The sequence below is a fragment of the Leeuwenhoekiella aestuarii genome, assembly GCF_004104055.1.
Taxonomy (GTDB): Bacteria; Bacteroidota; Bacteroidia; order Flavobacteriales; family Flavobacteriaceae; genus Leeuwenhoekiella; species Leeuwenhoekiella aestuarii.
In genome coordinates this window covers 199,527-224,690 of record NZ_QOVJ01000005.1, presented here as the reverse complement: position 1 = coordinate 224,690, position 25,164 = coordinate 199,527, and the positions used below count along the sequence as shown (strand labels likewise).

At 37.6% G+C, this 25,164-nt stretch carries 19 protein-coding genes and 1 tRNA gene; 10 read left to right on the top strand and 10 right to left on the bottom strand.

Features of this window, described 5'->3' with window-relative positions:
* Positions 1–465: 465 nt before the first annotated feature.
* The 3 genes from DSM03_RS14065 to DSM03_RS14055 all read right to left on the bottom strand — a co-directional run bounded on the left by DSM03_RS14065 (position 466) and on the right by DSM03_RS14055 (position 3,024).
* Positions 466–1,311 carry an EcsC family protein gene (locus DSM03_RS14065; RefSeq protein WP_128762382.1) on the bottom strand — a complete coding sequence of 282 codons (846 nt, stop codon included), beginning with the start codon at positions 1,309–1,311 and terminating at the stop codon, positions 466–468.
* Between the two features lie 31 nt (positions 1,312–1,342).
* Positions 1,343–2,833 (bottom strand): malate dehydrogenase (quinone), encoded by a 1,491-nt coding sequence (mqo, locus tag DSM03_RS14060; protein WP_128762381.1) that lies wholly within the window; start codon positions 2,831–2,833, stop codon positions 1,343–1,345.
* Positions 2,834–2,951: 118 nt separating this feature from the next.
* A tRNA-Phe gene (locus tag DSM03_RS14055) sits at positions 2,952–3,024 on the bottom strand.
* 144 nt (positions 3,025–3,168) lie between these two features.
* On the opposite strand from DSM03_RS14055, the gene DSM03_RS14050 reads away from it, so the two are divergent.
* From DSM03_RS14050 to DSM03_RS14020, 6 genes are all read left to right on the top strand, one after another.
* Positions 3,169–3,900 carry a type III pantothenate kinase gene (locus DSM03_RS14050; RefSeq protein ID WP_128762380.1) on the top strand — a complete coding sequence of 244 codons (732 nt, stop codon included), beginning with the start codon at positions 3,169–3,171 and terminating at the stop codon, positions 3,898–3,900.
* The gene (gene bamG, locus DSM03_RS14045; RefSeq protein ID WP_128762379.1) at positions 3,900–5,156 is read left to right on the top strand and encodes a BamG family beta-barrel-assembly machinery protein; all 1,257 of its coding nucleotides are present in this window, start codon (positions 3,900–3,902) and stop codon (positions 5,154–5,156) included. The genes DSM03_RS14050 and bamG overlap by 1 nt, the downstream gene beginning before the upstream one ends.
* Before the next feature lie 33 nt (positions 5,157–5,189).
* Positions 5,190–6,563: a tetratricopeptide repeat protein gene (locus tag DSM03_RS14040; RefSeq protein WP_128762392.1), complete on the top strand. Its 1,374-nt coding sequence runs from the start codon at positions 5,190–5,192 to the stop codon at positions 6,561–6,563.
* On the top strand, positions 6,564–7,154 hold the full coding sequence (lptC, locus tag DSM03_RS14035) for an LPS export ABC transporter periplasmic protein LptC (protein ID WP_201740445.1): 591 nt from the start codon (positions 6,564–6,566) through the stop codon (positions 7,152–7,154).
* A gap of 196 nt (positions 7,155–7,350) precedes the next feature.
* On the top strand, positions 7,351–8,637 hold the full coding sequence (locus tag DSM03_RS14025; protein ID WP_128762377.1) for a hemolysin family protein: 1,287 nt from the start codon (positions 7,351–7,353) through the stop codon (positions 8,635–8,637).
* Positions 8,638–8,734: 97 nt separating this feature from the next.
* Positions 8,735–10,858, top strand: a complete 2,124-nt coding sequence (locus DSM03_RS14020) for a peptidylprolyl isomerase (RefSeq protein ID WP_128762376.1) — start codon at positions 8,735–8,737, stop codon at positions 10,856–10,858.
* Positions 10,859–10,925: 67 nt separating this feature from the next.
* Here DSM03_RS14020 and DSM03_RS14015 read toward each other — a convergent pair whose 3' ends face one another.
* Genes DSM03_RS14015 through DSM03_RS14005 form a run of 3 tightly spaced genes read right to left on the bottom strand, consistent with a single transcriptional unit; the run spans position 10,926 to position 14,255 of the window.
* A complete protein-coding gene (locus tag DSM03_RS14015) occupies positions 10,926–11,846 on the bottom strand; it encodes a GYDIA family GHMP kinase (RefSeq protein ID WP_128762375.1) in 921 nt (306 codons plus the stop codon).
* Between the two features lies 1 nt (position 11,847).
* Positions 11,848–12,936, bottom strand: coding sequence for a serine hydrolase domain-containing protein (locus tag DSM03_RS14010; protein ID WP_128763266.1), 1,089 nt, complete (start codon positions 12,934–12,936; stop codon positions 11,848–11,850).
* Positions 12,933–14,255 carry a hydroxymethylglutaryl-CoA reductase, degradative gene (locus DSM03_RS14005; RefSeq protein ID WP_128763265.1) on the bottom strand — a complete coding sequence of 441 codons (1,323 nt, stop codon included), beginning with the start codon at positions 14,253–14,255 and terminating at the stop codon, positions 12,933–12,935. Before DSM03_RS14005 ends, DSM03_RS14010 begins: the two co-directional genes overlap by 4 nt.
* A gap of 304 nt (positions 14,256–14,559) precedes the next feature.
* On the opposite strand from DSM03_RS14005, the gene DSM03_RS14000 reads away from it, so the two are divergent.
* Genes DSM03_RS14000 through DSM03_RS13985 form a run of 4 tightly spaced genes read left to right on the top strand, consistent with a single transcriptional unit; the run spans position 14,560 to position 20,499 of the window.
* Positions 14,560–16,731 carry a S9 family peptidase gene (locus DSM03_RS14000; RefSeq protein WP_128763264.1) on the top strand — a complete coding sequence of 724 codons (2,172 nt, stop codon included), beginning with the start codon at positions 14,560–14,562 and terminating at the stop codon, positions 16,729–16,731.
* A 7-nt stretch (positions 16,732–16,738) separates the two neighbouring features.
* A complete protein-coding gene (locus tag DSM03_RS13995; RefSeq protein WP_128762371.1) occupies positions 16,739–18,151 on the top strand; it encodes a peptide MFS transporter in 1,413 nt (470 codons plus the stop codon).
* A gap of 16 nt (positions 18,152–18,167) precedes the next feature.
* Positions 18,168–19,910, top strand: coding sequence for a peptide MFS transporter (locus DSM03_RS13990; protein ID WP_128763263.1), 1,743 nt, complete (start codon positions 18,168–18,170; stop codon positions 19,908–19,910).
* Positions 19,911–19,950: 40 nt separating this feature from the next.
* A complete protein-coding gene (locus DSM03_RS13985; RefSeq protein WP_128762369.1) occupies positions 19,951–20,499 on the top strand; it encodes a thioredoxin family protein in 549 nt (182 codons plus the stop codon).
* A gap of 9 nt (positions 20,500–20,508) precedes the next feature.
* Here the strand turns inward: DSM03_RS13985 and DSM03_RS13980 are convergent, their stop codons facing one another.
* The 4 genes from DSM03_RS13980 to surE are packed head-to-tail and all read right to left on the bottom strand — an operon-like array spanning position 20,509 to position 25,147.
* Positions 20,509–22,542: a ComEC/Rec2 family competence protein gene (locus DSM03_RS13980; protein ID WP_128763262.1), complete on the bottom strand. Its 2,034-nt coding sequence runs from the start codon at positions 22,540–22,542 to the stop codon at positions 20,509–20,511.
* A 52-nt stretch (positions 22,543–22,594) separates the two neighbouring features.
* A complete protein-coding gene (locus DSM03_RS13975; protein WP_236643953.1) occupies positions 22,595–23,176 on the bottom strand; it encodes a C40 family peptidase in 582 nt (193 codons plus the stop codon).
* 33 nt (positions 23,177–23,209) lie between these two features.
* The gene (lpxB, locus tag DSM03_RS13970) at positions 23,210–24,328 is read right to left on the bottom strand and encodes a lipid-A-disaccharide synthase (RefSeq protein WP_128763261.1); all 1,119 of its coding nucleotides are present in this window, start codon (positions 24,326–24,328) and stop codon (positions 23,210–23,212) included.
* A 36-nt stretch (positions 24,329–24,364) separates the two neighbouring features.
* Positions 24,365–25,147 carry a 5'/3'-nucleotidase SurE gene (gene surE, locus DSM03_RS13965; protein WP_128762366.1) on the bottom strand — a complete coding sequence of 261 codons (783 nt, stop codon included), beginning with the start codon at positions 25,145–25,147 and terminating at the stop codon, positions 24,365–24,367.
* Positions 25,148–25,164 lie beyond the last annotated feature (17 nt).

The following is a 25,164-nucleotide window of genomic DNA, read 5'->3' as shown; positions in this document are numbered from 1 at the left end:
TGCATCTCGTGGGAGAGTAGGTCGCCGCCTTGTTTTAGAAGTCCGCATCATTTAGTTGATGCGGACTTTTTTTATGCCCCAAAATGAGACCTTATACTAATGTCTAATACTTTTTATTTTGAAATTAACCCGCGTTAGGGATTGTAGTAGAATCCTTATATAAACTATATAAGCGGTTAATTAATCGAACGCTATAGCCCGTGTTAAAGTGGAATACCAAGCATTTAAAAGCAAATGGCCAGATGGCCGATCAGAACCTTATTTAGGGGTATAACTACCCTCAAAAGGTGATTCATTTTAATCAGTAGCAGAGCCCTCTTTCATAGAATGGTTAAGATCCAGGCCTTGCGGATTATGGATTTCAGTAGCTTGGATCTTTTCATTAATAGAGAAAGGATGAGATGTAAAGAGGTTTTTTAGAAGAGAAGAAGTTCAATATCTCGAATTAAGATTTGGAAAAAACTTTTAATCTAAATTTGAATCTAATCTTAGAAGGTTGTAGTTTTCTTTAATTAATTCTTTAGAATATTTGCGCTCCAGTCTGCGTAAAGTAAAATGAGCAGTAGCCATTTTCTGAAAATGTGAAATAAAAAGCACATTGATAGAAGCTCCTGCAGCAGCACCAATTACAGGGATTGCCTGCGCTGCAAATTTTTCACCCACTTGCACACTAAAACGTGCTGCAACTTGATTGATGAGTTTAGCTATAGGTGCTGCTGTTTGTGAGGTAATGGTCTCTATTATTTTCTTGGTTCCGTTTTCTGCTATGTAAGAGCTCGCTTGATTCATTGTAGTGTGTAAAGCTGCTCGAGTTGCATAGTAACTAGTGTCTAGTTCATCATCATCTTCAGAAGTTCCTCCAAGAGCAAAAACTTGTAAGCAGGCAAGTTGTGTTTCGATCTCAAGGATATCTTCACCCTGAATGCGAGCGATGTCCATGATAGAGCGCATCATAAATTTTGTAGATACGAGTAAATCTGCACTAAATCCAGCAACGCCAAAAAATCCACCAGTAGCTCCAGAAAGACCAGTTACAAGTTTGTAGGTCAGATTTGATGATCTACTATTTTGCTTGTTTTTATCAAGGGTTTTTAAGTTGGCCTTCACTGCTAATTGTAAGGCTTTTTGAATAATGTGACTTATTTTGCTTTGAATTTTTTCAGGCAATAACTCAAGTCCGGAATCTATGGGAGTACCTATAGTATTTAAAGCCCGCATCAAAAATGAAATCTCGTCAAGGTCTTTTTTTGATTTTCTGATGAGAGCCAAGTCTTCAAGTGAAATTTTTTCTGCTTTTGCTAGTTGTGTCATAGTATCTTCTTTATTCGCTAGTGCGAAAGTATTATAACTGCAAGGCAGCTTCAACTTTTTGCAGGTTTTCTTTAAACGTTTTTTCTGTAGGTTCAGTCTGCCAAAAGGGAACAATTTTTAAAAGTTTCTTTTGAGATTCAGGTGTTTTTAGGATTTCAGGATATGCTTTTTCAAGAACATCAAGCATTATGTTAACGGCGGTAGATGCTCCAGGAGAAGCGCCAAGCAGGCAGGTGATGCTTCCGTCTTTACTGCTGATTACTTCAGTACCAAATTCTAATTTTCCGCCTTCAAATTCATCTTTCTTAATTATTTGTACACGTTGACCGGCAACTTTTAGCTCCCAGTCATTGTTTTTAGCGTCTTTTATAAATTTCCGAAGATCGTTCATTCGATCTTCAAACGACATAGCAACCTGTTTTACGAGATATTCAGTGAGTGGTAAATTGTGCCAAAAAGCCCCTAGCATTGCCGGTATATTATCAAATTTTATCGATTTAAATAAATCAAGATTAGAACCTTCTTTGAGAAATTTCGGACTGAAACCTGCAAAAGGTCCAAATAGTAATTCGCGCTTACCATTAATAAACCGAGTGTCTAAATGTGGAACAGACATTGGAGGATCTCCCAACCCCGCTTTACTGTAGACTTTTGCGTGGTGCTGATCGATGATTTGCGGGTTTTTACAAATAAGCCATTCACCGCTTACCGGGAAACCGCCATAACCTGTTTTTTCGTCAATTTCTACTTTTTGCAGAAGTAACAGGCTACCACCTCCTGCACCAATAAATACGTGATGCGCATCCAGGTGCCGTACCTGATCTGTTTTTGTATTTTTAACTTTTACCGACCATTCGTTAGGTCGGTCAGGATCTACATCATCAACTTCTTCATTGCATTGTACCTTGGTGTCGTATTTTTCTTCGAGAATTTTAAACAATTTGCGAGTGAGTTCGCCGTAATTGACTTCGCAACCGCGATCGATGCGAGAGGCTGCCATGACCTCTTCAGGCTGCCGGTCTTGCATCATTAATGGAAACCATTCTTTCATTTTTTGCTGCTCATCTGTAAATTCGATGGTGTCAAACATAAAATGTGTTTTCATAGCTTCATAACGCTTTTTCAGATACGCCACATTTTCTGCCCCGGTTACCCAGCTGTGATGGGGTACATTTGAAATAAAAGATTTAGGATCTTCCATTAGGTTTTTTGAAACCAAATAGGACCAGAATTGTTTAGAAATTTCAAATTGATTGCAGATAGAAATTGCTTTGCCAATGTTAACGGAACCGTCTTCTTTTTGCGGCGTATAATTAAGTTCACATAGTGCCGAGTGGCCAGTACCTGCGTTGTTCCAAGCAGCAGAGCTTTCTAAAGCGACATCGTCAAGACGCTCTAGTATGAGAATTTTTGAATCAGGTTTTAGAATTTTGGTTAGGAGTGCCAATGTAGCGCTCATAATTCCTGCGCCCACGCAGATAAGGTCGTAATCCTTATTTACGTTTAATTGATCTGAATTCATAAATTTTTATTTTCATTAAAATTAGAAAACAGTAAACGTAAATTGTTGCAAGGCTTTGTTAATAGTTGGAGAGAGTAAAAACAAAAAACCCCGAAACATCAGTTTCAGGGTTTTGTTGTGGTACCTCCAGGAATCGAACCAGGGACACACGGATTTTCAGTCCGTTGCTCTACCAACTGAGCTAAGGTACCTCGCTAAAGCGGCTGCAAATATAAAATCAATTTTTAGATTGCGCAACCTTAAAAAGAAAAAATAAAAATATTTTTTTGAAGCTTTTGCTAATTGTATGACTGTGAGGCTTTGAGTATTTGTATTTTTGCAGAAAATTTTTAGAGATGGTAAATCTTGCAGTCGATTTAGGAAATACGCGGGTAAAATATGGTGTTTTTGAAGATTCGATCTTAAAAATGTTTTGGGCGGGTGGTCTTGAAGAGGCAACAGCAAAGCTTTTAGAATTAGAGCGTGCATTTGAGATAGCTGTAGTTGCAATTTGTGCAACGGGCAATTCTAAAGATTTTGTCACGTTTGTAAAAAATAGAGGTCTTTCAGTTGAAGTTTTATCAGCACAGACAGTTTTGCCGTTTCAAAATGACTATGAAACGCCTCAAACATTAGGAGTAGATCGCATCGCTCTGGTTGCTGGCGCACAAAAAAAGTACCCGGGTAGTAATGTGCTTGTAATAGATGCAGGTACTTGTGTTACTTATGATTTTAAAGATTTTAAGAATGTGTATAGAGGCGGAGCGATTTCTCCTGGATTACAAATGCGCTTTAAAGCAATGCACGAGTTTACTGCTGGTTTGCCTTACATTGAGGTTGATGATGAGGCGATAGATGTTATTGGTGTAAATACAAAAACTGCGTTGCAGTCTGGAGCAGTCAATGGCTTAGTAGCAGAAATAGACGGGCTAATTGATTGGTATAAGAAGAATTATAGTGAATTAACGATTATTTTAACAGGAGGAGACGGCCAATTTTTGTCTAGTAGGCTAAAAAATGGCATCTTTGCGAATTCAAATTTTCTCCTGGAAGGACTGAATTATATAACAGAATTTAATAGAAATTAATGATAAAAAGAATTTTAGTAGTTGTTTTAATCTGTATTACAGCTTCTGCATTTGCTCAGGAAGGAAATTCATCACCTTATTCATTTTATGGCTTGGGGCTTTCAAATTTTAAAGGCTCTATCGAAAATCAAGCTATGGGAGGGATTAGTATTCTGGGTGACAGTATTCATACAAACTTTAGAAACCCTGCCGGTTATGGAGCTTTAAAGCTTACCAACTTTACGATTGCAGGAAGTCATCGGGAGACTAATCTGGAAACCAATACAGAGTCTGGATCCAATAACTCTACAACAATAGATTATTTATCTCTTGCGTTTCCGGTTTCAAAAAGGTTAGGTTTTGGTTTTGGTTTAATTCCTGAAACTTCTGTTGATTATGAAATTATTGAAGGTAATGATAACGCACTATCACATTATAGTGGAGATGGTGGTGTGAACAGAGTTTTTCTTGCAGCAGGTCTTGAGTTGTTTAAAGGTTTTAGAGTAGGTGCAGAAGGAAGTTACAATTTTGGGAGTATTACAAATGAAATTATACAGGCAGATGCAGATCAGCAATACAGTGTACGTGAAATAGATCGTTCAGACATAGCCGGGTTGACTTATAATCTGGGGCTTCAGTATGAGACAACCTATGCAAAGCGATACAAACTGTATACTTCTGCTACATTTCAGCCTGAAACCAGTTTGACATTAGAAAATCAGCGTTCGTTGCAATCTGTGATTTACTCAGGTTTGGATCGAGCTGTAGTAAGCGTTGTTGATTCTCAAGACTTTAGTTTAGCAGATACAAAATCAATAGTTCCAAATACTTACTCATTTGGCCTAGGTACCGGGCAGGTTAATAAATGGTTTGCAGGTGGTCAGATTGAGTATTCAGAGACCAGTAAATCATCCAACAGATCTTTTGATTTTACAAATACTTCTTATGAAGATTCATTTAAATATAGATTAGGTGGTTATTTTGTTCCGGATTATAATTCAATAACAAACTACTGGGGTAGAGTGACTTATAGATTGGGTGCGCGTTATGAAGAGACGGGTTTATTAATAGAAAATCAGTCTATTGATGAGTTTGGCATATCTTTTGGACTTGGTTTACCGCTGGGGAGAGGTTTCAGTAATGCTAACTTGACTTTTGAATATGGGCAGCGTGGTACAACGACTGCTGGTTTAGTAAAAGAAGATTTTTTCAAAGTTGGTCTTAGTTTATCTTTAAATCCACTTAGACCGTGGTTTGTCCCTAACAAATACAACTAAAATTCTTATTATTGCTTTTAAAACCTTACAATGATGAAAACTAAATTGAAATTACTTTTTATAGTCCTTGTGGGAGCTGTAGGTTTGGTTAGCGCACAAGCTACCGAAGAATGCATTACCACAATGTCTATTTTTTCAGAACACGCCAAAGTAAAAAATTACGATGCGGCTTATGAACCGTTTATGAAGCTTCGTAAAGATTGCCCAACAACTTCTTACGCATTATATCAATACGGAGAGCGTATTCTGCACCATAAAATCGAAAAAGCTACAGGTGCTGAACAAAAAGCATTTTTAGATGATTTGAAAAAATTATACGAAGAAAAGAAAACCCATTTTGCGAGTAAAGCAAAAGAAGGTGATGATATCGCTGATGTTGCTTTAACAATGTATGAGAACAAAATAGGTACAGCTCAAGAGCAGTATGAGATGTTCAATAAGGCATGGGAGACAGATAGTGAAACGTTCAAAAATCCTAAAGGTTTGTACGTGTTCTTTAATTTAGCTGTTGCTTTGCAAGAGGCAGGTAAGATAGAATTACAAGATGTTTTTGATCTTTATGATGGAATTCAAGGGCAGATTACAACCATTCAAAATGAATATGCAAAAAACCTAGAGGTAATTCTTGAAAAGAATGAAGCGGGTACTGCATTGACTGCAAAAGAAAAGCAAATAGAGAAGTATGCAGAGTCTAACCTGTCTAACTATTCTAAAGTATCTTCTGGTGTTAATGGTATGCTGGGTAAACTTGCAGATTGTGATCGCTTGATTCCTTTTTATGAAGCAGATTATGAAGCTAAGAAAAATGATGTTGCCTGGGTTAGAGGTGCAGCAGGGCGTTTAGTATCAAAAGAATGTACAGATAGTGAGTTATTTGTAACTCTTGTTGAACAATTGAATACACTAGAACCGTCTGCTAAAACTTCTTTCTACTTAGGTCGTCTTGCTGAGCAACGTGGTGAAGATGCTAAAGCTCTTGAGTATTATGAAGAGTCTGCTGAGCGTCAAACAGAGCCACAGGAAAAAGCTAAAGTTTACTATCGCTTAGGTGAAAACTTTAGAGGTAAAGGAAATTATAGCAGAGCGCGTTCGTATTATAACAAAGCAGTTGCTGCACAACCGTCTATGGGTATTGTCTATTTAAGGATAGCATCTATGTATGTTGCAAGTGCAAATAATTGTGGGAATACACGATTTGAAAAACTTGCTGTATATTGGTTAGCTGCAGATACTGCTGCAAAAGCAGGTCGTATAGATCCTTCTTTAGCTGATACGGCTAATAAAACAGCAGCATCTTACAGAGCAAATGCACCAACACGTGAAATGATTTTCTCAGAAGGTAATGCCGGTCAACGTATTACTTTTAGTTGCTGGATTGGCGGTAGCGTAACCGTACCTAGTTTGTAAGTGAGTAAAAACGCTAAACATATTATCTTAAACTTAGTCACAGCAGTAGCTGTGACTTTGTTTTTTAGTTGTGGAGATAACTCGGGGGCAATCCAGAAATTCAATCAGCGTAATGAAGGGCCTTCTGCTGAAGGGGAGGGTGTGGTTTTAAAATACACCGACTCGGGTAAGGTTGTAGCTACTTTAAAAACACCGCTGATTATGGAGTATGGTCTGGCAGATTTTCCATACGAGGAGTTTCCTGATGGGGTGGAAGTCACGTTTATAGATGACAATAAAAAAGAAAACTACATAACCTCAGATTATGCGATTAGGTACAAACGAACAAACCTTATAGATCTACGTCAGAATGTGGTTTTGATTACGAGTGATTCTACACGCTTAGATGCTTCCCAGCTTTTTTGGGATCAGAAAAATAAATGGGTGTTTACAGATAAGCCGTATACCTTGAAATTTCCTGATGATTCGTTTAATAACGGAGACCTGTTTGATAGCAGTGAAGACTTCAAAAATTTTATATCTTTAGATAACCAAAGTCGTATGTATGTTAAAGAAAGTGCTACAGCGACTCCTAATGACAGTGTTCAATAATGTCAAAATATTTTAAATACTTCGAGTACGCCTACCTGTTTTTTGCAGCTTTGTTTCTTTATAAATCATTTAATGTTTGGAATACAGATAGAAGTAATGCGTATTTCTTTTTGTTTTTTGCGGCAGTAGCAGTAGGAATGTATTTCTTTAAACGCAGGTTTAGGAAAAAATACGAGCAACGTAATAAGTAGATTCTATGGAGAGTGATATTCTCATAATTATTGCCTCTTTGATTCTATCTGCTTTTTTTTCGGGTATGGAAATCGCGTATGTGTCTTCTAATAAGATTCATATTGAAATTGAAAAAAAACAAAACGATCTTATCGCTAAAGTGCTTACGCGCTTAACTGAAAAACCCTCAAAATTTATTGCCACTATGCTGGTGGGTAACAACCTGGCATTGGTTATTTATGCCTACTATATGGGTGCACTACTGCAAACCTGGATAGAGGGCGCAGATTTTGGGTATGTTTGGTTAACTGATTTTTTTGTTGAATTTAGCCTGATTACTCAAACCTTGATTTCAACGCTGGTGGTTTTAATCACTGCAGAATTTCTACCCAAAGTGTTCTTCCAGATTTATGCCAATTCCCTACTGAAAATTTTTGCTGTCCCCGCTTACTTATTTTATATAGCCTTTAGTTTTATATCTTCATTTATCATTTGGGTTTCAGATAAATTATTGAAGAAATTTTTTAAAACTGATGGAGATGAAGTACAGCTTGCATTTACAAAAGTAGAGTTGGGCAATTACATCACAGAACAGATAGAATCTGTGGAAACTAACGAAGAACTCGATTCAGAAATTCAGATTTTTCAAAATGCACTGGAGTTTTCCGAAGTGAAATCAAGAGAAGTAATGATTCCACGTACCGAAATGGTTGCTGTGGAAAAAGAAGAGTCTCTTGCTGAGTTGAACTCTATGTTTACAGAAACCGGACTTTCTAAAATATTGATATTTCAAGAGTCTATAGACGACATCATTGGTTATGTACATTCTTTTGAGTTATTTAAAAAGCCAAAGAACATAACTGATGTTTTAATGCCAGTAATTTTTGTTCCGGAAACGATGTTGGTGAAAGATGTGTTGAATATTCTCATTAAAAAACGCAAAAGTATTGCGGTGGTTATTGATGAATATGGGGGTACGAGCGGGATGATGACGGTAGAGGATATTGTAGAAGAACTCTTCGGGGAAATTGAAGATGAGCACGATAGTGTTGTGCTTATTGAAGAAGAACTATCAGAAGGAGTTTACAAATTTTCTGCACGTCTGGAAGTTGATTATATTAACGAAACATACAAGTTAGAATTACCTGAAGATGAAAATTATGAAACTCTGGGTGGATTGATTGTTAATCATACAGAAGGTATACCAGAAGAGAATGATATTGTAGATATTGAGGGGTATCAATTTTATATAATTCAAACTTCAAATACAAAAATTGAGCTCGTTCAAGTGCGTATTGTAGAAAACGATTAACAACGAGTTGAATAACTACTTTTATTTTGACGATATTACATTTTATTTTTTCATTTAAAATGGTATTTTCGCCCACTATTTGACAAACACATAAAAAATGGCAGTTTTAAACAAAATTAGACAGCGCTCTGTATTCTTGATCGCGATTATTGCATTAGCATTATTTGCTTTTGTATTGGCTGATGTATTAAAAAACGGAGGTTTTTCTACACAAAAATCACAGCGTGTGCTGGGTACAGTGAATGATGAGGATATCGAGCAGCAAGAGTTTGCTAAACTTGTAGAGACACAAACTGCGCGTTACGGTAATAACATTACTAATACACAGGCAGTAAATGCGGCTTGGGAGCAAGAAGTGCGTCGTATTATACTTGACGAGCAATATGAAGAATTAGGGATCAGTATTGAGCAAGATCGTATAAACGATCTTTTAAAAGAGGCTTTGCAAAACGATCCTAACTTTCAGAACGCTAATGGTGTTTTTAGCGAGCAAAAACTTAAAGAATATATAGCGACTTTAAAGTCAACCAATCCTACCATGTATCAGCAGTGGGTTGCTTATGAGCAGCAATTGGCTAATAATGAGCAACAACAAATCTATTTTGATCTGGTCAAAGCAGGTTTAAATACAAGCTTTAAAGAAGGTCAGATGGCTTATGAAATGGAGAATAACCTCCGTGACTTAGAGTACGTTCAGGTACCTTATACTTCAATTAAAGATGAGGATGTTACTGTTTCTAAAGATGAAATTTCAGCTTACATTAAAGAGCACGCTAATGAATTTCAAACTGATGCTGCACGTAACATTCGTTATGTGAAATTTTCTGAGGATCCTACTCTAGGTGATGAGGATGCGGTTAAAGCTGAGTTGGCTGAACTTTTAAAGAGCAGAGTAGAGTATACGGCTGCAACTAAGACTAACGATACGGTTGCTGGTTTGTCAAACACTACAAATCCTGAAGAGTTTGTGAATGAGTACTCAGACATACGCTATGTAGATACTTATTTATTCAAAAATGAACTACCAAAAGATGCCACAGATGAGCTTTGGTCTTTAGACGAAGGATCAGTTTATGGGCCGTATAAAGACAATGGGTTTTATAAAATATCTAAAGTGGTTTCGGTTACTCAAATTCCAGATTCAGTGCAGTCTTCTCATATTTTGTTGACTTATCAGGGTTTGCAAAATGCAGGTGCGCAAACACGTACTAAAGCCCAGGCTAAAAAATTAGCAGATAGTTTAGAGGGGGTAATAAAATCTAACCCTTCAAAAATGGCTGAGCTTGCCAAAGAATTTTCAGCAGATGGAAGTAAAGAAAAAGGTGGTGACTTAGGATATACTACAAAAGGAAGATTCGTTAAGCCTTTTAATGATTTTGTATTTGACGGTAGTACTGGAGATGTAGGTGTTGTGGAGTCTCAGTTTGGGTACCATGTGATTCGTATAGACGATCAGAAAAACAAACAACGTGCGATCAAAGTGGCAACAGTAGCTAAAGAGATTGAGCCTTCTCAGGAAACTATCAACGAAGTTTTCAATACAACGACTAAGTTTCAAATGGCAGTTTCTGAAAATAAAAATGAGTTTGACGAAATTGCTAAAAAAGACAATTACACTGTACGCCCGGTAAACAGCATTAAAGCTTTAGATGAAACATTACCTGGACAAGGAAGTCAGCGTGACATCATCAGATGGGCGTTTGACGAAGAGCGTAGTACAGGAGATGTAGAGCGTTTTAATGTCGATGGTGGTTATCTGGTAGTACAGCTAACTAAGAAAACAGAAAAAGGGTTGTTGCCTGTGGATGAGGCTTCTCCTCGAGTGACTCCTGTTTTGCGCAATCAGAAAAAAGCAGAACAAATTAAAAACAATATCAGCGGAAAAGACTTAAGTGCTATTGCGAGTGCAAATAGTGTAAGCGTTCAGACTTCTCCGGGAGTAAATCTTAAGAATCCTACTTTGGCTGGTTCTGGTACAGAGCCTAAAGTTGTAGGTGTTGCTTTTGGATTAGAAAAAGGTGAAGTGTCTGCTCCTATTGAAGGCAATCGTGGTGTTTATGTTGTTAAAGTAACAGAGATCACTTCCGCTAGAGAATTAGATAACTATGCTAGCTTTGCAATTCAAAAAGTAAATGCAGACCGTGCAACAGTTAATATGCGAGTGGTGCAAGCATTAAAAGATGCAGCAACAATTGAAGATAAGCGTTCTAATTTCTATTAATAAAATTTGCTTAAACAAAAAAGAGCCGCTGTAAAGCGGCTCTTTTTTTGTTTAATAGTCTTTGAGTTTAACCTTTATAGATCATCTCTTCAAAAGAAAGAATAGTTTCATACCCTTTATTTTTGAAGTATTCTTGATTTGCTGTGTTTCCTGTTGCTAGAATAAAATCACCACCCCAGGCACCTAAACTTTTTATAGCACCGGGGTAATCATTAAAAAGACGCTGTTTAACAGTAGCTTGATTAATTACCGAAGAAATAACGCGTTCGTGAGCTTGTATAAGCGCTTTAAAGCTGAAAAGATCATCGCAGGTTAAAAGTGTTTGTGTAATACCCGAAACCTTCTTAATCGCTTCTTCAAGAGCCTTAGGTGACTGTTTGCGGTAATTAGCGATCGCATCTCTGCTGTTTCGTTTTTTATTCAAGTAAACAAAAAATAACTCATCGCTAAAGGAGGGGTAAAAAGTGGTTTGTAGTGTTTTTGGGAGGTTTAAATTCCGTTGATACAGAATGGGAGCATCATTGCCTGCGCAGGCAATATCGTAACCACTACCGCCAAAGGTTGCTTCTAGTAATTCATACGGATTGACGTCTGCCCACTGAGCTAGCATGTAGATAAGCGTTGACGAAGAGCCCAAGCCCCATTTTTGATTAAATTCCAATCGGGTTGTCACTGCTATATTTGGTCGGTCTGCTAAAAATTTTGGATTCAGTTTTTGTGCAGCAATCAGTATTTGAATCAGGCGTTCTTCCGGATTTTCAGATTTAGAATTTGAGGAAGTTTCAAATTGCTCATAATCTAATTGAAATGAGAACCACTCTTCTCCAGATTCCTTGATTCCGGTCCATTTAATTCCAGACTTTTCAGATTCAACTACGGTCAAATGCTGCCCTTTTTGAGTAGGGATTGCTAATGCAAGTGCACCGTCAAGAACCAAATATTCTCCGGTAATTAATAGTTTACCGTGACCATAAAATGATTGTGACATGCTATTTTTTTGCTTTTTTAGGATTATCGCTAATCCATTTTTGAATGTCGTAGATAGCACGTACTGCTTCTTCAGTAGCGGTGTTTGCCATAACAATAACGGCGATCTTTTTTTCAGGAAAAAGAACGGTGTGACAATAGTAAGTACCGGCACTGCCATCATGGTAACTCATCTTTTGATTTTCCTGTTCTATATTTCCCCAGCCATAAGCATAGGTGGGTTTTCCAAAGTGTAGTTTTTTGTAGTTGTCAGCTTCTAAATAATTAGCTACACCTGTTAAGCCTTGTAGATTCAACTGAATGAATTTGCTGTAATCTTCAATATTCATGCTGATGTCTCCTGCGCTTACCATAAAGCTGCTTAGTCTATAGCTGTGATCTGGAGCTAAAGAAGTCAATGAACCATTTTGCTCCATATGCCCCCAGGGATACGTATCATTTTCTTTATTCGGGAAACCGATGAAATAGCTTAGATCTAATTCATTCATCAGCTCGTCTAATAATTCCTTAAAGCTTTTGCCTGCAGCTTTCTCTAGCATTAATGCAGCCAGAACATAGCCCGCATTAGAGTAGGTTCCTGTTTTTACCGCGTTTTCTGAAAGTACGGTTTTAGCAAACGCATATCTTTTTTCACTAGTGTTACCAGTAAGATTATTGAATTTCGCCAGTTCCGTTCCTTTGGTATAAGCTGGGATTTGGGCATTGTGAGAAAGTAGATCGCCTAGCGTTATAGACTTGTAAGATTTCTGACTCGTGGTTTCCAATTCGGGGAATAATTCAAAAAAAGCGGTGTCAAAGTTAATTACATTCTGTTCACTAAGGTACATTGCGATAAAAGCAGTTATTGCCTTAGAGTTAGAACCTAAATGGAATTTTGCATCCCGAGGTATGCGCTCTTTTTTGGTAAGTCTGACTTTGCCATTTACATAAGGAAAAATAGAGTCAGGAGTAACTAAACTAACCGCAATCGCCGGGATTTGGTGTTCTTGTTGCTGCTGTTTGATATAATCTTTTAATACACTTGATAGCTCCTGAGCACTACTAGAGCAACAGATAAGACCACTAAAAAGTAAGACTAGAACTGTTCTCATACGGTTTCAGATTTACGAATACTGCTTATCAAACTACTCACGGCACTGTGACTTACTTTATGAGTTTTAAAGTGCAGGATTGCAGCTTCTTTTTCTTCTGGAGTAGCTTGCAATTGATTGAGCATATTCATCAGGTGCATTTTCATATGGCCTTTTTGAATACCAGTAGTAGTTAAGGACTTTACCGCACCAAAATTTTGCGCCAGACCGGCAACAGCTACAATTTCCATCAGTTGGGGAGCGCTTGGATTACCCAGCATTTCAAGATTCAGTTTTACAAGCGGATGCAATTTTGTTAGTCCGCCTACAGTTCCGAGTGCCAGCGGTATTTCTATCCAGAATTTAAAAATACCATTTTCTACAGTTGCATGCGTTAAACTGGAGTAGCTTCCATGTTTTGAAGCGTATGCGTGAGCACCAGCTTCAATTGCTCTAAAGTCGTTGCCGGTTGCGAGTACCACAGCATCTATACCATTCATGATTCCTTTGTTGTGTGTAACCGCTCGATAAGGTTCAACTTCAGCAATATTAACCGCCTGCACAAACTTAGCTGCAAAAACTTCTGGATCTATGCCGTTTGCTTCAGAGAGTTCAGATACCGGGCAGCTTACTTCTGCTTTTACAATACAGCCCGGGACATAGTTAGAAAGGATGCTCATAATAATAACCAGATCAGCTTTATTGTTATTGTGAGCTTCTCTGTACTCCCGCAGCCAACTTTCAGCCAGTTGTTCTAAGCAAGAATTGATAAAATTTGCACCCATCGCATCACGTGTTTCAAAGGTGACGTGTAGTTGGTAATAATTATCTAGCGCTTCGGTTTTGTTTACTAAAGTTAAACTGGTGATACCGCCACCACGTTTTTCCATAGATTCGGTATGTGGCTTTAGATCTTCAAGTAAAATAGCTTTTTTAGCTTCAAAAAGCTGTTCTAGGAGTAGTGCGTTTCCGCTAAACGTGAAATGAACCTGACCTATTTTTTCTGTACCCAAGATTTCTGCTTTAAATCCACCGCGAGACATCCAGAACTTTGCAGCTTTACTGGCTGCTGCAACCACAGAGCTTTCTTCAATCGCCATGGGTATGGCAAAACTTTTGTCGTTGATCAAAAAGTTAGGGGCTATTCCCAGAGGTAAATAGTAGTTAGAAATGGTGTTCTCAATAAACTCATCGTGCAACTGTTGTAGCGTGCTGTCATCATTCCAGTATTGTTTAAGAATGTGAGTAGCTTCCGGATTTTCGGGTAGAAAAGTTGCTGTTAGCCAGGCTATTTTTTCTTTTTTAGTAAGTCGTGAAAAACCTTGTATGGTATTAGACATAGATGTAAACGTATTGATAACAAATAGAGTATATCGCTAATTCTTAGGGTATTTATTTTAAAGCAATTTAACCGAAATCTACCGTTTAATTAGCAGATTGTAAAGATAGTGTTTTGGCGAAGTTTAGATTCTGTTCACTAATTCTGAAAAAAGAATAGTTTAAATGTAATGACAATGCTTTTAATGATAATCATAAACCTGCTTGGTATTTTGTAGGAATCACTGCGTATTTAACAACGAAATAGACGCTTCTTTGGTTAATTTTTAGTAAAATTGGCGGACTATTTTTTACGATTTAATAACTATGAACATTAGAAAAATTGCGCTTTTGCTATTACTACTGGTAGCCGAAGTGGTGACTGCTCAGCAAAAGAAGATCACCCTTGAAGAGATTTATGACGGTACTTTTAGAATGCAATATCTTGATAGATTGCACTCTATGAATAACGGAAAAGAATATGCCGTTCTCAATACAGATAGAAATTCTGGTGTGAAAACACTTGATGTTTACAGTTATAAAACCGGTGAAAAAGTTAACACGCTCATCAACTCAACCGAGATCGATGGGCTTGATTATTTTATAGGGTATACCTTAAGTGACGATGAAAGCAAAGTTTTACTGAGTACAAAACTACGATCTATCTACCGCCGCTCCTCTCTAGGGGTGTATTATGTATACGATCTGGAGTCTAAAAAGCTTACTCAGGTTGCAGAAGAAGCTATACAAGAACCTACTTTTTCTCCAGACGCTTCAAAAGTTGCTTACGGTCTTGATAACAATATTTACATAAAAGATATTAAAACGGGAGAGACAACACAGGTGACTAAAGATGGTGCTAAGAATAAGATAATCAATGGTATTACAGACTGGGTTTATGAAGAGGAATTTGCATTTGTAAGAGCATTTGATTGGAATGCTGATGGAGATAAAATTGCATTTATTCGGTTTGATGAGAGTGATGTGCCCGAATTTTCTATGGATATCTTCGGAAATGAATTATACCCTTCTAAAGATACGTTTAAATATCCTAAAGCTGGGGAGACTAACGCTACCGTGAGTTTGCATATTTATGATGTAGCTTCCGCTGAAACTAAAAACGTTGACCTTAGCGGTTTTCAAAATTATTACATACCACGTCTGGAGTGGACACCCGATGCAAATGTGCTTGCTGTACAAACTACAAACCGTAAGCAAAACGATATAAACCTGTTATTTGTAGATGCCGCTTCCGCAAAAGCTAGACTGATCCTTTCAGATACGGATGATGCGTATGTGGATGTGACCGATAATTTGACGTTTCTTGACAATAATGATTTTATCTGGACGAGCGAAAAAGACGGCTGGAATCATATTTACTTATATGATAAAAACGGAAAGCTGATCAATCAGGTTACAAAGGGGCCCTGGGAGGTGACCAGCTATTATGGGTATGACCCTAAGAGTAAGCGGGTGTTTTATCAGAGTTCAGAAAATGGTTCTATAAACCGCGGTGTTTATTCAATTAAAGTTAATGGAAAAAGTAAAGAGGCGCTTGCTGCGGAAGAAGGTACAAACTCTGCAAACTTCAGTACAGATTTCACCTATTTTATCAATAGCTTTTCGGATGCAGAAACACCATATGTCTTTACCCTAAATGATGCAGAAGATGGTGATGTGATCAGAAAGATCAAGGATAATCAAGCTTTAAAAGATCAATTTGATGCTTATGTGATTTCAGAAAAAGAATTCTTCACCCTACCCATAAATGGTGAGGAGTTGAATGCTTATATGATCAAACCAAAAGATTTTGACCCTGCTAAAAAATACCCGGTATTTATGACGCAATATTCTGGGCCGGGATCACAAAGTGTTGCAAACTCTTGGTCTGCCGGAAATGGGTATTGGTTTCAAATGCTTGCTCAGGAAGGCTATATCATTGTTTGTGTAGATCCGCGAGGAACAGGCTTAAAAGGAAGAGATTTCAAAAAAATGACTCAAAAAGAATTGGGAAAATATGAAGTTGAAGATCAGATAGCAGCTGCTCAGGCATTAGGTGAGCGTGATTATGTAGATGCAGACCGCATTGGGATATGGGGATGGAGTTACGGTGGTTTTATGGCATCTAACTGTATTTTTCAGGGAGCAGATACCTTTAAAATGGCAATTGCTGTTGCCCCGGTTACGAGCTGGAGATTTTACGATTCGATCTATACCGAGCGTTATATGACGACTCCTCAGGAGAATGCATCGGGTTACGACAACAACTCACCACTTTCTCATGTAGATGCGTTAGAAGGAAAATTTTTATTGGTTCACGGTAGTGCAGATGATAATGTTCATGTTCAAAACACAATGCGCCTTATTGAAGCACTTGTGCAAGCAAATAAGCAATTTGACTGGGCGATTTATCCAGACAAAAATCACGGCATTTACGGTGGAAACACGCGTTTGCATTTGTACACTAAAATGACCAATTTCATCAAAGAAAATTTATAAAAACTATATGGCACAATCAGCACAACTCCCTAAGCAAAAAGAATTGTTTGGGCACCCGGTAGGACTTTACATTTTATTCTTCACAGAAATGTGGGAACGCTTTTCCTATTACGGGATGCGGGCTATTTTAGTATTGTATTTAGTCGCAGAAACTGCTTCAGGAAACCCAGGATTAGGATGGACAAATGCCGAAGCTCTTTCCCTTTATGGAACTTATACGATGCTGGTTTATGTGTCTTCTATTCCTGGAGGATGGATTGCGGATAAATATTTGGGTCAGAAAAGATCTGTACTTTATGGGGGTATTCTTCTGGTTGCTGGTCACGGTATTCTTGCAGTAGAACAGATGTGGGCTTTTTATACCGGTTTAGGTCTGATTATAGCAGGTGTGGGAATGTTAAAACCAAATATCTCAACCATGGTTGGGGGGCTTTACAAACAAGGAGATATTCGCCGGGACAAAGGATTCACTATTTTTTATATCGGAATCAACTTAGGAGCTTTCATTTCTAGCTTAGTTGTAGGTACGGTAGGTGAAGTGTATGGTTGGCATTATGGTTTTGGTCTTGCTGGTATTGGTATGGCCTTAGGGTTGTTACAGTATATGTTAGGTCAAAAATATCTGAAGCGTGTGGGTAATTTCTTGGGGCAGTCAACAGATCCTGAAGAAATAGCAGCGAGTAAAAGGCCGTTGAGTAAGATTGAAAAAGATCGTGTTATTGTTCTTTTGGTCTCTTTTTTAATGGTAATTGTTTTTTGGGGAGCTTTTGAACAAGCAGGAGGATTGATGAATATTTACGCTTCAGAAAAAACCGATAGAATACTTTCATTCTCTCTTCCATTTATAGGTAATGAGGTTCCCGCTTCTTGGTTTCAATCATTAAACGCGATGTTTATAATCTTACTGGGAACTTCAGTTGCTGGTTTCTGGGCAAAGCGAAAATTAAAAGGTAAAACTGCAACCTCTTTATTTAAAATGGCAATGGGTCTTATAATAATGGGATCTGGTTTCTTTTTTATGACAGCTGCATCAGCTCAGTTTCAGTCTAATGGTGAGTCTGCAATGTATTGGTTGGTTTTGGCCTATTTATTTCATACAATCGGAGAATTGTGTTTGTCTCCTGTAGCCCTTTCTTATATTACAAAATTAGCTCCATTAAAGTACGCTTCCATAATGATGGGTGTTTATTTTGCAATGACTGGTTTCGGAAATAAACTTGCAGGTCTTTTAGGGGAGTCTGCATCAGAGCTTGGTGAGTTTACAATATTTACAGGTATAGCAGTATTCTGTATTTTATTTTCACTATTGGTATTGATATTCCGTAAGAAGTTAGAGAAACTTACACACGGTGCTGAAGATAACGAGCGCGAGATGCTGGAGCAGGAAGAATACGAACTTGCAGATCCTGATATCAATTAATCTAGAATAGTTTAGTATGACTACTTCTTCTACAGAACAATTTTTTAAAAATCCGGTGTTGGGTCATCCCGCCGGATTGTTTGTTTTATTTTTTACTGAAATGTGGGAGCGCTTCTCCTATTATGGGATGCGGGCGCTTTTGGTTTTGTTTTTAACCGCTTCTTTATTTGAAGAGGGCTGGGCCTGGCCACGGGAACATGCGTTATCACTCTATGGTACGTATACATCACTTGTATACCTGACCCCTATTTTAGGCGGTTATATAGCCGATAAAATAATCGGTTACAGAATGGCGGTAGTTTTGGGAGCTTTATTGATGACTCTAGGTCACGCTTCGATGGCTGTAGATAGTCATTTTGCCTTATACTTAGGTTTGTTTTTTCTCTGTGTGGGGAATGGTTTTTTTAAACCTACGATGACCTCTATTATTTCTCAAATGTACGAGAATCATGAGCACAAGAAAGATGGGGCTTATACCATTTATTATATGGGTGTAAATGCCGGTGCCTTCTTAGGGATTTTGCTTTGCGGTTATCTTGGTGAGCAATGGGGCTGGCATTGGGGCTTCGGTTTAGCTGGTATTTTTATGTTTGCCGGAATGCTTCAGTTTTACTTTGCACAAAATATTTTTGGAGAGGTAGGGAAGAAGCCGGTTAAGACTGATGCTGAACAAATAACCGAAGATCCTTCCATTAAAAGAAATCCGTTTCTTGCTATAGATAAAATTTTCATCGCTGTAAGTGCACTTATTGGTTTGGTATGGATCATTAATGACCCGATGTCTAAAATTGGTGGAGCAGACGTTTTTAACTTTCAGGTAGGAAGCCTTTCCGGAAGCAACTTTATGATCCTTTTTGCGCTTGTGATTTTTATAATTCTTTTGGTTTCAAGAATTGTGCGATATGCTCCCATTGTCAGAGATCGAATGATCGCGGTATCTATTTTTGCATTTTTTACCGTGTTCTTTTGGGCTGCTTTTGAACAAGCAGGTGGGTCGATGACTATTTTTGCAAATGATTATACAGACCGCGTCTTAGAAGGTAGTGCTGGTATTATTTTTAGAATCTCAAACACACTTATTACCATTATTCCATTAGGAGTGATCACTTGGGTTTTATACCTACTCTTCAAACAAACATTTGCAAAATACAGATTAGCCAATCTTATTCTTGGCGGAAGCTTTTTAATTATCTGGGCATTGGTATTGACGATGCTCTATGAGCAATATACTGCTGAATCGCCAGAAGTACCGGCATCGTGGTTTAGCGTATTAAACTCGTTGTTTATCATCATTTTCGCACCGCTCTTTTCTAAGATTTGGGAGTCTAAATACAATCCTAGTGTGGCGGTGAAATATGGAGTAGGTCTCATTTTATTGGGAATAGGTTTTGGAGCCTTGGCTTACGGAGCAAGTGATATTCCGCAGGGAGCAAAAGTCGCTTCTGTAAGTATTATTTGGTTGATTTTAGCCTATTTCTTTCATACGATGGGCGAATTATGTTTGTCACCGGTAGGACTTTCTTATGTGAGTAAATTGGTTCCCGGGAGAATGATTGCAATGATGTATGGTGTTTGGTATCTTGCTATCGCAATAGGTAATAAACTGGCAGGAAGTACGGGCGGTATGATCGATCAGGTGACTCAAGAGTATTCCTTATCAACATTTTTCTTGTTGTTTTTGCTAATTCCAGGTGGCGCCGGAATCTTAATTATCTTACTGCACCCCTTATTAAAAAAATTAATGCACGGCATTCATTAGAATGGTCTGCTTTTTGAAATACCTTAGATTAAAACAAATTATGCAAAAATTAGTAGTCGCACTAATCCTCTTGTTTATAGGAGCTGGAAGTCTTTCTGCACAGGAAAAAATTAAGTGGATGAGTTTTAATGAAGCCTTAAAAGCTCAGGAGAAAGAACCACGCAAGATTTTTATGGATGTCTATACAGACTGGTGTGGTCCTTGTAAATTACTGGACCAAAACACGTTTCAGAATCCTGATGTTGCTAAATACGTAAACGCTAATTATTATGCGGTAAAGTTTAATGCTGAAGGAACAGAGAAAATAAAATATCAGGATTTTGAATATACAAATCCTGGTTACGACCCTAACCGAAAGGGAAGAAACAGCCAGCATCTTTTTGCACATGCGATGAAAATAAATGCGTATCCAAGTATCGTATTTTTTGATGAAAAAGGAGACTTGATTCAACCATTGCCGGGTTATAAAACGCCACAGCAGCTTGAGTTATTTTTAAAGATGATCAAATCTGATGATTATTTAGAAATTACCACAGCAGAAGCCTGGGAAGCGTATCAGTCAGGTTTTGAAAGTACATTCAAAAGTTAGAGAGATCCTTTATTCAATCTTATAAAATCCCTTTTCATAAGTGTTGTGAAAAGGGATTTTTTGTTGTTCACACGTGAGTTTCCAGCGGTCAACATAGCTTTTATAATTGCTTCCGTCTGCAACGATTTTTGCATTAGGATATCTTGATAGGAGTCGGTTTAAATTGAGTTTAGGTGATTGTGTCAATAAGATATAATCTGGATTTAAACCTTCGATATTATATATTGCAAGACTGTCTATTCTTAAAATAGTATTTTTTGAATGTGTAAAAATAGAGCCCAAACTGTCATTTTTAACTTCCGTAATTAACTGATTTTCCTTAAAATTTTCAATAAAACCAGGAGGGATATCTTCCACTTCTGCGGAATAAAAAAACAGCGTTCTGGTTGGAGTTTTTTGAGTAAAGATTGTCTTCTGATACCGGTGATTTACATAAAATTCAGGTTTATCCTGAAGCTTTACGCTCCCTATTAAAGCAACCGGTAATGCAATCATAGTAGACAAGAATAAGATGGTTCTTTTAAAAGTAATCTTATCAAATAATATACCTGCGGAAATAATAACGAGATAGGTTAAGACGACTAAGACTGCTGAAAAATAAATGTTTTTTAGAAGCAGGAAGTCTATCTCAGCAATATATGAGATGAAACGATTTAACCAGATAATTACGAAGTCGAAACCTGTGGCTAAGAATTGAGGTAATAAATTAAGTGTCGAAAGCAGTATAATTAGTAATCCGTAGATCAGTAGGCAACCAATTGCTGGAAGCACCACTAAGTTTGCTACAAGAAACATTCCCGGAAATTGATGAAAGTAATACAAACTCAACGGTAAAACTCCAAGTTGTGCAGCAGTACTTACCAAAATAAGCTGCCAATAGTATTTTACTATTTTGTTTTTCGGCTCCCAAAAAGCATTGAATATAGGGTAGAGCCACATAATAAAAAATACCGCGGCATAGCTCAATTGAAAACCAACTTCATAAATGAGTTGCGGTTGGATCAAAAGCAAAATAAAAGCCGATGTAATTAGTGCGTTCAGTCCCGCTTGACGTTGATTTAGGAGGAGGCCTAGTTGTACAAAAGTAAACATAGTTGCCGCTCTAAGAACAGAAGGAGAGAAGCCTGTAACAAATGCAAAGCACCAAATGCCAGCAATGATAACTGCGGTTCGAATGATGCGGCTGCTACGGTAGTTTCCTAATGGACGTAAAATGAATTGTAGTATGAGCATCAAAATACCTACATGTAAACCAGAAACTGCCAGAATGTGTATGACACCGGCATGGATATAATCAGCTTTCAGTTCATTTGATAAATCTTGTCGCTGTCCTAAGAGCAAGGCATTAAAAATAGCCTTTGAATTTGTGCTGAAATCATACTGCTCTAATCTTTTATTTATTTGATTCCTTAATAAAGAGGCTAGTCCTTTTGCACTGTGTTTTATGGGATTTATTTTTAAGAACTCAAAGGGTTTGAGATTCACCTGAGCGTAAATACCTCGGTTTTTTAAATATTCTTTATAATTGAATTGATAGGGTGCACCTGGAGGAGTTATTTGCAAAAGTTGAGTTTTTATATAAATAATGTCATCAATCTCAAGTTGAGTTTCTGGATAGAGACTGTCTTTTAAAACGTTTACTATGATTTTTCCGGTGGTTTGTTCTTTATTAGCTTCGTGGATCTGAGCGATAAATTTAGCATCGTAAAAACCCGGTTTCAGAACTTCTGATACGATTAATTTTAGGCGGGTTTCCGCATTATATGCTGTTTGTTTTAAATAGTGCTTGTTGTCGCGAAGTGGATTTGTTAAATCGACTTCAATCAACCCAATACAGACAAATACACTAAATGCGAGAATGCTACTGATGAGGTTTTTAGAGAAGTTTCTTTTTAAAATAAAATGGTTTGTAGAGAATAATACTAGAATAACTCCAAAACTTATTAATGATGTGATTAGCGATAAATTGAAGGCAGGAGCAAAAAGGATCCCTGAAAGGAGTCCGAGAAGAAGAAGTATAAGGGTGGAGTTGATGCCTTTCATCTGGCCACCAGATTTGATTAGTTTTTGCAATACTAATCAAAAAATCAATGTGTTACATAATTCTTCGAGCTTCTTTAAATGCATTGTTCCAGTAGCCTTCATTTAGTGAAGAGACAATAACGCCCTGCGAAGTAGAAGAGTGAATAAAGAGAATTTGGCCGGGTAAAACATCTACCACAAGGCCTACATGATTGATTTGTTTGCTTCGACGACCAGTGATAAAAAAGAGTAAATCTCCGGGAATGGCCTCATCGGTTTTAATGCGTTTTCCTTCTTCGGCAATATGCCGGCTTACGCGGGGTATGCTGATGCCTTCCTCTAAAAAGGAAGTGTAAACAAGACCGCTGCAATCCATCCCTTTTTCTGTAGTTCCTCCGTATTTATAGGGTGTCCCTTCATATTGGCGTGCATTATTTATAATGTTGAATCTCAGTCTGTTCTCTTCACTTTCTTTAATTTCAGACAAATAGATGAGTTCACTTTTAGAAGATTCTGAGCTTGCAATTTTGCTGTTTTTTTTAGGAGCGGTGTACCGTGTGTTTTCTACCGAAGAAACAGTTTGTGTAGCTTTTTTGCTTCCGCCACAACTCACTAATGCAATACTTACCAGAATTGATAAAAGGGTTCTTTTCATATACATCATCTCCTACAGAGCATTTTGATTTAGTTATTTTTTAGGAATACTACTCACGATCAATTGAGCTGTTTTTGCACTGGCCCCAGTACCACCCAGCTTTTTTTCTAGTTTATAATATTCGTTAAAAAGAGCTTTTCGTTTTTCTTCATCTAAGATGTTTGATAACGCAGCTTTCAAAGATTTGGTATTGAATTCTGATTGAATTAATTCTTTAACCACTTCTTTGTTCATAATAAGATTTACCAGTGAAATGTAATCCAATTGTATTACGCGCTTTGCGATCTCGTAGCTTATTCTTCCGCCTTTGTAGCATACCACTTCAGGAACTTTAAACAATGCTGTTTCTAAAGTTGCTGTTCCTGAGGTTACCAGCGCAGCATGAGAAACATCAAGCAGATTATACGTCTGATTCATCACAATGTGTGTTCTGTTCTTTTGAAGAAAGGCTTCGTAGAAATCAGCATCTTGGCTGGGAGCACCTGCGATTACAAATTGATATTCTTTAAAATCAGGCGTGATGCTGAGCATAATTTCGAGCATTTTCTGAATTTCCTGCTTTCTGCTTCCCGGTAATAAAGCGATAATAGGGCGCTCGTCTAAATTGTGTTGTTTTCTAAAGTTTTCAGGCGAAATAGGTTTTCTTGCGCTGATCTCATCAATTAAGGGATGTCCCACAAAGTGAACAGGAAAATCGTGTTTTTCCTCATAAAAATTCTGTTCAAAGGGTAGGATGACATACATCGCATCAATATCACGTTTAATAGCTTTGATACGACCTTCTTTCCAGGCCCATATTTGTGGAGAAATATAATAATGATTGTTATAACCTTGCTCGCGAGCCCATTTTGCAATGCGTAAATTAAAACCGGGATAATCTATATAAACGATAACATCGGGATTGTAGGCTGCGATATCTTTTTTACAAAAAGACAAGTTTTTTGTAATCGTACGCAGGTTCATTAAGACTTCAAAAAATCCCATAAATGCAAGATCGCGGTAATGTTTTACCAATGTACCGCCCACTTTTTGCATCAAATCCCCGCCCCAGAATCTAAAATCAGCTTCAGGATCTTCAGCTAAAATAGCTTTCATCAGATTGGCTGCGTGTAAATCGCCACTGGCTTCACCTGCTATGATATAATATTTCACGATTTACTTGATTTTGATAGTTTACAAAAGCGAAAATTACGAATTAAATTTCCAGTCATTCAGTTTATCAATAAAATGATGTGCAGTTAAATCAAACTGAACCGGTACAACAGAAACATAACCTTGAGCCAGTGCCCACTCGTCTGTGTCTTCGCCTTTATCTTCGTTCACAAATTCACCACTTAGCCAGTAATAATCCCGTCCCATAGGATTGGTGCGTTTGTCAAAATCTTCAACCCATTGTGCGTTAGCCTGACGTCCTACTTTTATGCCTTGTATTTCGCTGGCTTTCAATTTGGGAATATTCACATTAAGTACAACTCCCTTAGGCAGCCCATTTTTAAGAACCTCTTGAACGATTTTTTTTACATAAGCATCACAATGAGAAAAGTCTGCATCTATAGCATAGTCGAGTAACGAAAACCCAATAGCGGGGATTCCTTCTACACCGGCTTCAACAGCAGCACTCATTGTGCCAGAGTAAATAACATTTATTGATGAGTTAGAACCATGATTAATTCCACTAACACAAATGTCTGGTTTGCGATGCATAATTTCTTGCACAGCAATCTTAACGCAATCTGCAGGGGTGCCAGAGCAACTGTATTCTTTGTGATTTTTATCTTGAAATTCTTTAACGGGATCACAATAAATAGTGTCATTTACTGTTATAGCGTGACCCATACCGCTTTGAGGACTGTCTGGAGCTACAACAACCACATCGCCAAGCTCTTGCATTAAAGTTATTAATCTGCGTATGCCAGGAGCGGTTATGCCGTCATCGTTAGTGACCAGAATTAGTGGTTTTTGATTTGCCATTTAGTTTTGCTTTCTAC

Bases quoted from the DNA above. Each gene is read 5' to 3' on its own strand.
- DSM03_RS14065 (WP_128762382.1), bottom strand. From the start codon at position 1,311: ATGACACAACTAGCAAAAGCAGAAAAAATTTCACTTGAAGACTTGGCT.
- mqo (WP_128762381.1), bottom strand. From the start codon at position 2,833: ATGAATTCAGATCAATTAAACGTAAATAAGGATTACGACCTTATCTGC.
- DSM03_RS14050 (WP_128762380.1), top strand. From the start codon at position 3,169: ATGGTAAATCTTGCAGTCGATTTAGGAAATACGCGGGTAAAATATGGT.
- bamG (WP_128762379.1), top strand. From the start codon at position 3,900: ATGATAAAAAGAATTTTAGTAGTTGTTTTAATCTGTATTACAGCTTCT.
- DSM03_RS14040 (WP_128762392.1), top strand. From the start codon at position 5,190: ATGAAAACTAAATTGAAATTACTTTTTATAGTCCTTGTGGGAGCTGTA.
- DSM03_RS14025 (WP_128762377.1), top strand. From the start codon at position 7,351: ATGGAGAGTGATATTCTCATAATTATTGCCTCTTTGATTCTATCTGCT.
- DSM03_RS14020 (WP_128762376.1), top strand. From the start codon at position 8,735: ATGGCAGTTTTAAACAAAATTAGACAGCGCTCTGTATTCTTGATCGCG.
- DSM03_RS14015 (WP_128762375.1), bottom strand. From the start codon at position 11,846: ATGTCACAATCATTTTATGGTCACGGTAAACTATTAATTACCGGAGAA.
- DSM03_RS14010 (WP_128763266.1), bottom strand. From the start codon at position 12,936: ATGAGAACAGTTCTAGTCTTACTTTTTAGTGGTCTTATCTGTTGCTCT.
- DSM03_RS14005 (WP_128763265.1), bottom strand. From the start codon at position 14,255: ATGTCTAATACCATACAAGGTTTTTCACGACTTACTAAAAAAGAAAAA.
- DSM03_RS14000 (WP_128763264.1), top strand. From the start codon at position 14,560: ATGAACATTAGAAAAATTGCGCTTTTGCTATTACTACTGGTAGCCGAA.
- DSM03_RS13995 (WP_128762371.1), top strand. From the start codon at position 16,739: ATGGCACAATCAGCACAACTCCCTAAGCAAAAAGAATTGTTTGGGCAC.
- DSM03_RS13990 (WP_128763263.1), top strand. From the start codon at position 18,168: ATGACTACTTCTTCTACAGAACAATTTTTTAAAAATCCGGTGTTGGGT.
- DSM03_RS13985 (WP_128762369.1), top strand. From the start codon at position 19,951: ATGCAAAAATTAGTAGTCGCACTAATCCTCTTGTTTATAGGAGCTGGA.
- DSM03_RS13980 (WP_128763262.1), bottom strand. From the start codon at position 22,542: ATGAAAGGCATCAACTCCACCCTTATACTTCTTCTTCTCGGACTCCTT.
- DSM03_RS13975 (WP_236643953.1), bottom strand. From the start codon at position 23,176: ATGAAAAGAACCCTTTTATCAATTCTGGTAAGTATTGCATTAGTGAGT.
- surE (WP_128762366.1), bottom strand. From the start codon at position 25,147: ATGGCAAATCAAAAACCACTAATTCTGGTCACTAACGATGACGGCATA.